At 38.7% G+C, this 11,308-nt stretch carries 12 protein-coding genes and 1 pseudogene; 7 read left to right on the top strand and 6 right to left on the bottom strand.

Annotated elements, in window-relative coordinates; translation table 11 throughout:
- Positions 1-57 precede the first annotated feature (57 nt).
- Entirely contained in the window at positions 58-300 is a 243-nt protein-coding gene (locus tag KPC_RS12885) for a DUF2061 domain-containing protein (RefSeq protein ID WP_121974766.1), read from the top strand.
- 153 nt (positions 301-453) lie between these two features.
- Positions 454-1,311, top strand: a complete 858-nt coding sequence (locus KPC_RS12880) for a LysR family transcriptional regulator (protein ID WP_121974764.1) — start codon at positions 454-456, stop codon at positions 1,309-1,311.
- A gap of 55 nt (positions 1,312-1,366) precedes the next feature.
- Here KPC_RS12880 and KPC_RS12875 read toward each other — a convergent pair whose 3' ends face one another.
- The 3 genes from KPC_RS12875 to KPC_RS12865 form a co-directional block, all read right to left on the bottom strand.
- Positions 1,367-1,612, bottom strand: coding sequence for a DUF2789 family protein (locus KPC_RS12875; protein WP_121974763.1), 246 nt, complete (start codon positions 1,610-1,612; stop codon positions 1,367-1,369).
- 120 nt (positions 1,613-1,732) lie between these two features.
- The gene (locus KPC_RS12870) at positions 1,733-2,209 is read right to left on the bottom strand and encodes a DUF2628 domain-containing protein (RefSeq protein WP_171334491.1); all 477 of its coding nucleotides are present in this window, start codon (positions 2,207-2,209) and stop codon (positions 1,733-1,735) included.
- A gap of 134 nt (positions 2,210-2,343) precedes the next feature.
- Positions 2,344-2,994: an HAD family hydrolase gene (locus tag KPC_RS12865; protein WP_121974761.1), complete on the bottom strand. Its 651-nt coding sequence runs from the start codon at positions 2,992-2,994 to the stop codon at positions 2,344-2,346.
- Positions 2,995-3,178: 184 nt separating this feature from the next.
- Here KPC_RS12865 and KPC_RS12860 point away from each other — a divergent pair, with 184 nt between their 5' ends.
- A complete protein-coding gene (locus KPC_RS12860) occupies positions 3,179-3,673 on the top strand; it encodes an RNA pyrophosphohydrolase (RefSeq protein WP_121974765.1) in 495 nt (164 codons plus the stop codon).
- Positions 3,674-3,749: 76 nt separating this feature from the next.
- Positions 3,750-6,044, top strand: a complete 2,295-nt coding sequence (ptsP, locus tag KPC_RS12855; protein ID WP_121974760.1) for a phosphoenolpyruvate--protein phosphotransferase — start codon at positions 3,750-3,752, stop codon at positions 6,042-6,044.
- A 10-nt stretch (positions 6,045-6,054) separates the two neighbouring features.
- Here ptsP and KPC_RS12850 read toward each other — a convergent pair whose 3' ends face one another.
- Positions 6,055-6,237, bottom strand: a complete 183-nt coding sequence (locus KPC_RS12850; RefSeq protein ID WP_121974759.1) for a DUF7230 family protein — start codon at positions 6,235-6,237, stop codon at positions 6,055-6,057.
- A gap of 227 nt (positions 6,238-6,464) precedes the next feature.
- Positions 6,465-8,119 (bottom strand): annotated as a pseudogene (locus KPC_RS12845) (acyl-CoA dehydrogenase family protein).
- 76 nt (positions 8,120-8,195) lie between these two features.
- On the opposite strand from KPC_RS12845, the gene KPC_RS12840 reads away from it, so the two are divergent.
- The gene (locus tag KPC_RS12840) at positions 8,196-8,834 is read left to right on the top strand and encodes a TetR/AcrR family transcriptional regulator (protein WP_121974758.1); all 639 of its coding nucleotides are present in this window, start codon (positions 8,196-8,198) and stop codon (positions 8,832-8,834) included.
- Between the two features lie 18 nt (positions 8,835-8,852).
- Here KPC_RS12840 and KPC_RS12835 read toward each other — a convergent pair whose 3' ends face one another.
- The gene (locus KPC_RS12835; RefSeq protein ID WP_171334490.1) at positions 8,853-9,764 is read right to left on the bottom strand and encodes a LysR family transcriptional regulator; all 912 of its coding nucleotides are present in this window, start codon (positions 9,762-9,764) and stop codon (positions 8,853-8,855) included.
- Positions 9,765-9,863: 99 nt separating this feature from the next.
- Here KPC_RS12835 and KPC_RS12830 point away from each other — a divergent pair, with 99 nt between their 5' ends.
- The gene (locus tag KPC_RS12830; protein WP_121974756.1) at positions 9,864-10,628 is read left to right on the top strand and encodes an SDR family oxidoreductase; all 765 of its coding nucleotides are present in this window, start codon (positions 9,864-9,866) and stop codon (positions 10,626-10,628) included.
- Between the two features lie 12 nt (positions 10,629-10,640).
- Positions 10,641-11,093 (top strand): lipocalin-like domain-containing protein, encoded by a 453-nt coding sequence (locus tag KPC_RS12825; RefSeq protein WP_121974755.1) that lies wholly within the window; start codon positions 10,641-10,643, stop codon positions 11,091-11,093.
- Positions 11,094-11,308: the final 215 nt, after the last annotated feature.

Here is an 11,308-nt window from a genome sequence, read left to right as displayed (position 1 = left end):
GATAATGATTATTATTTATATATTCAGAAATTAAACATGAAATGTGAGGTAATCATTATGGTCCGTATTCAAAATTTTGTAAGCAATAACCAGCGAACCTTAAAAAAAACCTTAAGCTATTATATTATGCACATTAGTGTTGCAATGGTAGTTGCTTATATCGTAACAGGTAATCTCTGGATGGCAATGACTTTAAGCCTACTAGAACCAACTGTTCAGGCAGTTGCTTTCTTTTTCCATGAAAAAGTATGGACACGCAAACAAGATACAAAACCGATTAATTCTGAAATTTCTGTATAACCCTAAAAATGTTTTACCTCACTAAGACCATCTACAGTATTAGGTGGTCTTTTTTTATTTGAAAAAAAATGTGTTATTTACATCTTTAAGTTCGCAAACTTTATAAAATTATTTTATAATTAATACTTTATTTCATAACCTAGATAAACGCTTATGAATCTCGCAGCATTTGAAGCCTTTGTAAAAGTCATGGAAACAGGTTCCATTTCCATGGCTGCAGATCAATTATTCATTACTCAGCCTGCTGTCACGAAACGTATTCATAGTCTGGAAGAGTATTTTGGGGTCAAATTATTTGAATCAGCTGGTCGTGGTGTTCAAGCTACACATGCTGCTCACTCACTATTACCTAAAGTTAAAAACTGGCTAAATGAATTAGGGGATATCCATCACACCCTGAGTCATGAACAGGGGCAAGTTCAAGGTAAGCTTAAAATTGGCACAAGTCATCATATCGGTCTACACCACTTACGCCATCATTTAAAAAAATATGTTCAACAATTTCCAGATGTTACCCTAGACGTACATTTTGTGGATTCCGAACAGGCACATGAGCAAGTGTTGGCTGGTGATCTTGAATTAGCCTTTTTAACCCTCCCGCCAGTAGGTGATGAACGTCTGAAATACATCACGATTTGGGATGATCCTTTGGTATTTGTAGTTGCACCATTTCATCCATTGGCAAACAAGAAAAATTTAAAACTTGAAGATCTAATGGAATATCCAAGCCTGTTGCCTGCTGCTCAAACCTACACAAGTCAGATCACATTAGCCGAGTTTGAAAAACAAGGACTCAAACCTAAAGTCACAATGAGCAACAACCCGCTTGAGTCCATTCGTATGCTGGTTTCAATTGGTCTAGGCTGGTCTGTTTTACCTCGTACCTTGTTAAATCAGGATCTGCATCAGTTAGATATCAAAACCAATATGCACCGCGCTTTAGGTATGGTCTGGCATCCTGGACGTACCCAATCTAAAGCGGTGTTAGAACTGATTGAAATGATGAAATAATTTTTCTATTTTAAAAATCCCGCCCTTAATCTATGGGCGGGATTCATTCATGATTTTATTGTTGCACAGAGTCTTCATGTAAAGATTCATTTAACTGATCAACTACAATCGCCCACTCCCCATCAGATTTCATTTTTTCTTCAATAAACTGCCTTTGCGCCTCAGTCCAATAACTTGCTTCATTAATAAATGCATCCCGATCTAATTGATGTGATTCAATAAACTCTGCAATGGCTGATTCGCTGGCATCCAAACCAAGCTGTTCAAAAAGATGCGTCATTCTTGGTCTAACTGAACTCATTTTTATTCCCCTTTTGAGCTATTATTTTCTAATTAACAATAACATTTTTAAATTAATTTTAAAGTTACAAATTAGCAAACAGCCTTTGGAAAGGTTTCTCAGGTACGTTGTTATATTTAATTATGGAAAGTTTGCTGCGATCCAAAATAATACGCTAAGCACAATGAATAATCCGATCGGAGCATGAATATCTGTGCCACCCTGCTGTTTTAATTGCTGCTCAATATTGCCTGAGTGAGTCATTTGTATTTTTTTAATTTTCTGATCAACAAAGTATTTATACAGACCATTTCCACTCCATCCCATCGTCGCAGCAAAACCAATACCTATCGCTCTGGCAAAAGAATCCGGTATTGGAATAAAACAGAATAAGATCATCAATAAAATATAAATACCGCTATAGAGGTACATTTTTCGGTATAAAAGCCAAAATACCCCCAGAAAAAAAGCTGCAATGTTAAAGCCTGAGAAGGCTTTCTTTTCATTGATTTCAGCAAAATGCTTTTGAAAATATTTTAAGTATTTTTGACCAATAAACTTTTCATAATATTGATTTTGTTGATCGTTAGGTATTTGCACATATTCGATTTGATCCACAACCTGCCCCAAAAGGTAAATGAAATATAAAAATTTGAATATATATGCTTCGTACCTATAGCACAAAAAATGCTTAATGTTTGTTTTATATGATAAAAAAAGCAGCATATATTACGCTGCTTCTCAAGATCAATTTAAATCGACCAGTCTTCGATTGGCCAGTTTTGCGCTTTGGCAAGCTCTTCCAAACGCTCATCCGGGCATACCACTATCGGGTGATCTGCATATTCAAGCAAAAAACGGTCATTGATTGAGTCTGAATATGCCCAAGATTCTGAAACATCTCGTCCATTTAACCATTGTTCCAGACGTGCCAGTTTACCTTTCTGATAACACGCCAAACCTGCCACTTTACCTGTATATTTACCTTCTTTGATTTCAGCATTAGTTGCAATGATTTCAGTGATACCAAATTCCCGAAAAATAGGAGCAGTGATAAAATCTGAAGTCGCTGTAATACCGATAATGTCATGCCCTGCATCTTTGTGTTTTTGAATCGCAGTAAAGCCCTTTGCACGCATCTGTGGACGAATAATTTTTTCCATGAATAACTGATGTAGTTCGGTCAAATATTCATTGTCATGTTGCGTAAGGAATTCAAATACAAATTCATTATATGCAATCGGGTCAAGCTGCCCAGCCTTATAATCTTCATAGAACTTGTCATTCATTTGACGATGATGGACAGGGTCGACCAAGCCTTCATTCACTAAAAACTCCCCCCAGGAATGGTCAGAGTCGGTATTTAATAAGGTGTGATCAAGATCAAACAGCGCCAATTTCATGAAAATACTCGTTCAAACTGAAATTTAAGAAAAAAATTGTAATTCTAGCTCGGCTAGACGGCCAAAATTCGTTAAGATCATAGCAATTTTAAAACATTTTACTTTGATCTTTTTCGAGCTGGACTTAAGAGTGACTGTCCCCGAATTCAAAGTCAACGATATTGATAAATTTTTAGGTAGCCAAATGATCGACTCAGAAGGTTTCCGACCCAACGTCGGGATCATTTTGGCAAATGATAATGGACAGGTTTTATGGGCAAAACGCATTGGTCACAATGCATGGCAATTTCCGCAAGGAGGTATTCAATACGGAGAGACTCCTGAACAGGCACTTTTTAGAGAGCTAAGAGAAGAAGTCGGCTTATTGCCAGAACATGTCCAAATTATTGCGCAAACCAAAGGTTGGCTGCGTTATCGTTTGCCACATCGGTACATTAGGTCAGACTCTGACCCGATTTGTATTGGACAAAAACAGAAGTGGTTTTTATTAAAACTTACAGCTTCAGCTGGGCATATTCAGCTGGATCTATCTGACCCGCCAGAATTTGATCACTGGCAATGGGTGAGTTATTGGTATCCGCTCGGTCAAGTAGTGAATTTCAAACGTGATGTTTACCGCAAAGCCATGATGGAGCTATGTATGCAATTACCGCAGCAAACTTCTGAAATTTCTTCATAAATGTGAATGATTTTTTATTAGACTACTGCTATAAATAATGGACTTGGGATTCACTCTTTATTAGGAGTACGCATTTATGTCAAACATGCAACTAGACACACTTCGACGGATTGTCCAAGAAATTAATTCGTCTGTCAGTTTGCATGATTCTCTGGAAATTATGGTTAATCAGGTTTCCGAAGCCATGAATGTCGATGTCTGTTCCATTTATTTGCTCGATGAGCGTAATCAGCGTTACCTGTTGATGGCAACCAAAGGCTTAAATCCTGAAGCGGTAGGCAATGTTTCACTGCAACTTGGCGAAGGATTGGTCGGGCTGGTTGGACAACGTGAGGAAATTGTCAATCTGGACAATGCACCAAAGCACGAACGTTTTATGTACTTCCCTGAAACAGGTGAAGAAATATATAACTCGTTTCTTGGTGTACCTGTCATGTACCGTCGTAAAGTGATGGGAGTGCTGGTCGTTCAGAATAAAGAGCCTCAAGACTTTAGTGAAGCGGCAGAATCCTTTCTGGTTACACTTTGTGCTCAACTATCAGGTGTTATTGCACATGCTCACGCGGTTGGAAATATTGACGTTTTCCGTAAAGCAAGCAGCTCTCCTGCCTATAAAACCTTTCAGGGAGTTTCAGGTTCAGGAGGTATTGCACTAGGTCGTGCAATTATTCTGTATCCGCCTGCTGATCTCGCTGCCGTGCCAGACCGTGAAGCTGATGACATCAGTGAAGAACTTGAACTTCTCGATCAAGCAATTATTTCAGTACGTTCCGAGATTCAATCACTTGATGAAAAAATGCAAGATTCGCTTATGTCTGAAGAACGCGCTTTATTTAGCGTATTCCTTAGAATGCTGGATGAAAATGCATTACCTGCTGAAATTAAAGAAATCATACGTGAAGGAAATTGGGCCCAAGGTGCAGTTAAACGTGTAATTGATAAACATGTAGCGTTGTTTGCACAAATGGAGGATGACTATTTACGTGAAAGAGTGTCTGATTTAAAAGATCTCGGTCGACGTATTTTAGCGTCTCTACAGGAAAATGATTCCAGTCATCGGGAGCTAAGCGCTGAAAGTATTCTAATAGGAGAAGAAATCAGTACAGCAGCTCTAGTCGAACTTCCTGTCGATAAAATCGCGGCTATTGTGACCAGTGAGGGTGCTGCCAATTCACACATGGTTATCGTTGCACGTGCACTGGGTATACCTACAGTCGTCGGTGTAACCGAGCTTCCAGTCAATACTTTAGATGATGCAGAAATGATTGTTGATGCCTACCAAGGACGGGTTTTTTTAAACCCTCCTCGTCGTTTACGTCAACGCTATAAAGAAATTCAAAAAGAAGAAGAGCAAATTGCTAAAGACCTCAAACAGTATGAAACCAAAGATGCGATTACTCCCGATGGTGTAGCAGTCAAATTATATGTTAATACTGGCTTGATGATAGATGTGGTACGTGGTGTACAACGTGGTGCAAAAGGCGTTGGATTATATCGTTCGGAAATTCCTTTTATGCTGCGTGAACGTTTCCCAGGTGAAGAAGAACAACGTTCCATTTATCGTCAGCAGCTTAGCCATTTTGCCAATAAACCTGTTGTCATGCGGACACTGGATATTGGTGCTGACAAAGACTTACCCTATTTTGAGATCGAGGAAGAAAACTCCGCTTTAGGCTGGAGAGGAATCCGTTTTACACTGGATCATCCAGAGATTTTCTCATCACAAATACGTGCCATGCTTAAAGCCAGTATTGGTTTAAATAATCTGCATATTTTACTGCCAATGATTACAAGTGTCAGCGAGGTTGAAGAAGCATTATATCTGCTGGAACGTGACTGGATGGCAGTACAGGAAGAAGAACAGGTAAAAATTACCAAACCTAAAATCGGGATTATGGTAGAAGTTCCGAGTATTCTTCTACAAATTGGAGAATTTGCAGAACTGGTCGATTTCTTCTCTGTAGGATCAAATGACCTTATTCAGTATTTACTTGCCGTAGATCGGAATAACCCGCGAGTATCCAGTGTTTACTCTCATTTCCATCCATCAATTATTATTGCTTTACAACGTCTGGTAAAAGAATGCCATAAATACGACAAGCCGATCAGTATCTGTGGTGAAATGGCAGGTGACCCGTTGTCGGCTATTTTACTTATGGCGATGGGATTCAACACGTTATCAATGAGTTCTAGTAATATTTTACGAGTACGTAAAGCCATTTGCCATGTCCCAATGAGCGATGCGCAGCAATTACTTGAAGATGTGGTAAAAATGAATAATCCGCTGATTGTGAAAAGCTGGATGGAATATTATTTTAAACATCATGGACTTGCAGATATGGTCAAAACATCAAGATTGGTTTCAGTTTAATTTTTAAAATCTAGATCATACACAATGAAAAAGGTCGATAATCATCAGAATATCGACCTTTTTTGTGTTTTGTATAACCACGTTTGCTTTCTTTTTTACGATCTACAAATACATGACTGGTATTAAATTCATGCATATGTTTTGCAACCAGATTATTGGTAATACCCTCTGGCTGTTGCTTTCTTTTCGCCATTTGCTTCACCTTATCACTTGATGTTTTATTCCCCCAACGAATACTTCGCAGGGAAAGTAATAATAGTGTTTTTTGAGCGATTTTCAAGCGCTTTAATCATCAAAGTTTTATTGAACTCATCTATCATGAGTTACGTCAACTTGGATTACCCACTGGAGGGAACGGTTCTAAAAAGATAGGCTCTCCAACCGCTAGCTTCAGCTATTTGTCTCTGAACAACACGTGATCTATTCGCTTGCTAAGGCTCTCTCCAGTAGCTTTTCTACATCCACAGTTTTAGGATCAATCATTCCAACAACCTGACCATGAAATTCACGATAACGAGTTTGAATAAAAGCATCTGATACAAAATCTGGAGCATGCTGTTTCAATAAAACGGCCTGAGCCAAAATAACTAAACGGCTGACCAACGCCCTCGCTGTAAATTGCAAGTCATGTGAATTTGACTGACTAAAAAGTCTGAATAGCGACTGTAATTCATTTTGTAAAACTGGCTCTTGTGATGCGGTTTCGGCAAAAGAATGAAATAATAGCTCTATTGATTCATGATCATGGGAAATAGCACGCAATACATCCAGACACATGACATTGCCTGAACCTTCCCAGATCGTATTGACTGGAGCTTCTTTAAAAATCCGTGCCATAATGCCTGTTTCAACATAACCATTGCCACCAAAGACTTCCATCATTTCGCCTGTCAACTCAACAGCACGTTTACAAATCCAGAACTTGGATGCTGGTGTCATTATTCTTTTCCATGCCAATGACAAATCATCCTCAGCATCATAGCAATGTGCCAGATGGAAGCTAAGCTGAACTGCGGCTTCTGTTTCCAAAGCAAGATCAGTAAGAACAGCCTGCATCAGAGGATGCTCTGCCAAATGTTTCCCAAAAGCCTTCCTTTGTCTGGTATAAGCTAGACACTGTACCAACGCCTGACGCAGCATGGCACTTGAACCAACAGAACAAGTCAAGCGAGTGTAGTTTGCCATTTCGATAATGGTCGGAATCCCACGACCAGCTTCTCCAATCATGATGCCCCAAGCATCCTGAAATTCAACTTCTGAGCTGGAATTACTACGATTTCCTACTTTATCTTTTAATCTTTGTACATTGACAGTATTTTTACTGCCATCCTCAAGCCAGCGTGGGACAAAAAACATGCCAAACCATCCAGTTCAGTTTTAGCAACAACCAAATGTGCATCACACATGGGAGCAGAAAAAAACCATTTATGTCCTGTAAGTAAATACGCCTGTCCCCGTCCACTCTCAGCAATTGGTTTGGCATAGGTTTCATTGGCACGAACATCAGACCCGCCCTGCTTTTCAGTCATTCCCATACCTAGCCATATCGATTTCTTTTGAGAAATCGGCAGATCACGCTCATCATATTCATTTGATAAAAGTTTTGAACCTATTTTTTCCCAGAGTTCAGGTTCTCTTTGTATCAAAGGAATACTGCCAAGTGTCATGGCATTTGGACATAAATTTCCACATTCCACCTGACCTGAAATAAAAAAACGTGCAGCCCAATCTACCCATTTACTTGAGCTTTGCTCCACAATAAAAGGATACGCATGCACAGAAAACTGACGATTCAATTCCATCCATTTGTGCCATGCAGGATGAAACTCCAAATAATCGATTCGACGACCACGTGCATCAAAGCTGTGTAATTCTGGAGTATGCCGATTTGCCAATTCAGCATTTTCATAAGCTTTCTTTGTCCCAACTTTTTGTCCAAACCGAGCTAAAATCTGCTGATCCTGACTGCCATAGCGGACCAATATTTCATTTAAAACCTGATCAGTTTCAAAAAGGTTATAATCACTCAGCTCATCAAACTGATTTGAAATCTGATGTGTATTCCATGCATTCATTGCTCTACCTGACTTGTTATTTTTTCCTGTTGCATTCAGTATAAATGAATGGATAACACTGCATGTTCGGCTTTTTATGAAGCAAACCTTGATCAAAGTACGGCGTAAACCCAAACAGTCTCGTGCCCGTTTTACTCAGGATGCACTGATGGAGAGTTTTGTTCGGCTTTTGCAAGACAAAGCTGTGAGTGATATTACGATTCGGGAAATTACTGATGTTGCAGGTGTCGGACTGGGTACTTTTTATGAATATTTTAGTCAAAAAGAAGATCTGGTTGCTTTGATGATCCATCAACAGGTAAAAAACAATGCTGAATCTCTAAAAAGTTATGCACAAAGCCTATATGACTTATCCACAAAATTATTTTTACCAGACTATTTACAGCATGTAATTCAATTCCAGATCAAGCAAATCCAGGCACAACAATTTTTATGGGCACAAACTTTTTTATTAGAACGACAAATTTCCAGTGTTGAAATTTACCAAAAAAGTTATGCCATGATGGTACATATGTGGCAAGACATTTTAGAACCATTTAAAAATGATGAGCAGGATATATGCAGGCTTGCACTGAATTTACAACGTATTTGTTATGGCTTTATTTCTCAAACTTTATTGATTGAACCTTTATTTCAAGAATGGGATACATTAGAAAAAGACATCCGGCAAGTTTCCAATCAATTGCTTCTCAATAATGCTATCAAATCACCATAAATATCGTTAATAATCTATCTATTCTCCTCTTACAAAAGTATAAATCATATGTCTTAACCAAAGAATGGCAGGATTATCCTGCTTTTTAGGATGCCACAACATTCTGAGTTTATAACGAGGGGAAATAAAGGGAAGCTCTAGAAACTGTAAAGGTTCTGATGCATGCTGGACTAAATGTCGCGGTAAGGTACAAACATAGTCACTATATATTAAACACTGCGTTGCCATCACAAAACTTGAAAGGCTATGTTGAATCACTCGTTTATGACCCAGCATTTTAAGACTTAAATCAGTATAACCTGTAAAACTCTGGTCATCTGTTTTCACGATAATATGCTTTAAGGAACAATATTCTTCAACACTTAAAGTGCGTTGTTGACTCAATGGATGCTGAAGACCAAAACACAATACAAAATCTTCATCTATCAACATTAAACCAGGAAAATGATCTGGTAAGTTATTTTCAAGATCAATCACTAAATCAAGTTGATCCTGTTCTAACTGCTCTGTCAGTTTAGCAGGTTCGCAATGTACAAACTCTATTTTAATATTATTCGTTAATGTAGCTAAAAAGTCCGCTATCACTCTGGAAAGACTGACAGAGGCACTGTCACTTACTGCTATTTTAAAGATACGTTCATCATGTTCCGGGTCAAAACTAGGCTCAGTTTGATGAATTAATTGCAATTGATTGACTAAAGTTTCTAAAGGCTCAATCAGTACTTCTGCTTTTTCGGTCAAGACCATTCCCTTTCCATGTGTCGAAGGAACAAGTAATTGATCTTGAAATGAGTGGCGCAAGCGAGCTAGCTGTGCTGACAATGCAGGCTGACTGATATTCAGAACTTGTGCAGCATGTGTGACATTTTTAAGCTTTAGTAATACATGCAAAGAAAGTAATAAATTCAAATCAAAATGACGCAGTGACAAGACATCCATTTGATTTATACCAACCTATATCAATCATTCATTTCAACTATACCACTAAAACCTTTAAAGTCATTTTACATCCGATTTAGGAGATAAAACATGGAACAACAAAAAGTACTTATTAGTGCTGGTGCATCTGGCATTGGCAAAGCAATCGCAAATGTCTTTATAAAACATCAAGCTTTGGTCTGCGTGATTGATATTGACCCTGAAGCCATTAAACACTTTAAAAATGCATATCCACAAGCTTTGGCTTTTCAGGCAGATTTAAGCAATTTAGCCGAACTGGAAAATATATTTGGGCAAGCAATCCAAGCTTTAGGTGGACTGGATGTATTGGTCAATAACACTGGCGTTTCTGGACCAACGGTTTCTATGCAGGAACTTCCTATAGATGAGTGGCAAAAAGTTATTCAAATCAATTTAAATTCAACATTTCGCTTGACCCAACTTGCGATCCCTTATTTAAAACAAGCCCGAACAGCCTCTATTATCAATATGTCCTCAGCCGCAGGTCGCTTTGGTTACCCAAACCGCATTGCTTATTCAACAACAAAGTGGGGGCTGGTCGGTTTTACCAAGACACTGGCGATGGAGCTTGGGGCAGACAATATCCGTGTCAATGCAATTGCACCGGGTGCAGTAGAAGGTCCTCGCTTTCTTGGAGTTCTTCAAAAACGTGCTGAAGTCAGCGGACGCAGTTTAGAAGAAGAAACCCTGCAATCCCTCGAAGTACAATCGTTGAAATATATGGTTAACCCACAGCATATTGGCGAACTTGCATTCTTTTTAGCATCTGATTCAGGAAAATCTATCTCGGGACAATTAATTCCGGTTGATGGTGACACACAATACGTAGGTTAAAAGGACAATATTATGACTTTACGAGACAAGCTGATTGGAACATGGAAACTGGAAACGTATGTAGAAGTCCCTATAGATGGTTCTGAACCTTTTTACCCACTAGGAAAACATGCAACAGGAATCATTATGTATACTCCTGATGGTTATATGTCGGCACAACTCATGGGAGAGGAACGTCTTGCTTTCGCTTCTGGTGACTGGTTTAAAGGTACAGATGAAGAATATATTGCAGAAGCTCAAAGCTATATTGCCTATTCAGGGCGCTACTTTGTCGATGAAACAAATCAAGGTCTTCAACATGAAATGCAAGTGTCACTATTCCCCAACTGGTTGGGACAGCAACAAGCACGTATCGTTTCTTTAGAAGGTGATACATTAAAGCTTGGTCCAGCTTCACCGATTCAATCCAAAGGCAAAGCTGTGATGAGCCACTTGCTCTGGAAACGGGCCAAAACCAATAATTAAATAAAAATGCCGGTCATCAGATCGGTATTTTTTTCAGCCTTACGATTATTTTTTCAGATCAAAACAGTCTGCACTCATTACTTTCGTCCATGCAGCAAAAATAAAGTCATGTACAAACGTCTCTTTACTGTCATCCTGAGCATAAACTTTAGAATAAATACAAATTCCATATAATCGTAAAAACAAATTACTTTTAAACTTTAAATCGATTTGTA

The sequence above is a fragment of the Acinetobacter stercoris genome, from assembly GCF_900323515.1.
In the GTDB taxonomy this organism is placed as follows: domain Bacteria; phylum Pseudomonadota; class Gammaproteobacteria; order Pseudomonadales; family Moraxellaceae; genus Acinetobacter; species Acinetobacter stercoris.
This window is presented reverse-complemented; position numbering and strand designations above follow the sequence as displayed.

Excerpts from the sequence above, each read along its gene's own strand:
- KPC_RS12885 (WP_121974766.1), top strand. The coding sequence starts at position 58 with ATGGTCCGTATTCAAAATTTTGTAAGCAATAACCAGCGAACCTTAAAA.
- KPC_RS12880 (WP_121974764.1), top strand. The coding sequence starts at position 454 with ATGAATCTCGCAGCATTTGAAGCCTTTGTAAAAGTCATGGAAACAGGT.
- KPC_RS12875 (WP_121974763.1), bottom strand. The coding sequence starts at position 1,612 with ATGAGTTCAGTTAGACCAAGAATGACGCATCTTTTTGAACAGCTTGGT.
- KPC_RS12865 (WP_121974761.1), bottom strand. The coding sequence starts at position 2,994 with ATGAAATTGGCGCTGTTTGATCTTGATCACACCTTATTAAATACCGAC.
- KPC_RS12860 (WP_121974765.1), top strand. The coding sequence starts at position 3,179 with ATGATCGACTCAGAAGGTTTCCGACCCAACGTCGGGATCATTTTGGCA.
- ptsP (WP_121974760.1), top strand. The coding sequence starts at position 3,750 with ATGTCAAACATGCAACTAGACACACTTCGACGGATTGTCCAAGAAATT.
- KPC_RS12850 (WP_121974759.1), bottom strand. The coding sequence starts at position 6,237 with ATGGCGAAAAGAAAGCAACAGCCAGAGGGTATTACCAATAATCTGGTT.
- KPC_RS12840 (WP_121974758.1), top strand. The coding sequence starts at position 8,196 with ATGAAGCAAACCTTGATCAAAGTACGGCGTAAACCCAAACAGTCTCGT.
- KPC_RS12830 (WP_121974756.1), top strand. The coding sequence starts at position 9,864 with ATGGAACAACAAAAAGTACTTATTAGTGCTGGTGCATCTGGCATTGGC.
- KPC_RS12825 (WP_121974755.1), top strand. The coding sequence starts at position 10,641 with ATGACTTTACGAGACAAGCTGATTGGAACATGGAAACTGGAAACGTAT.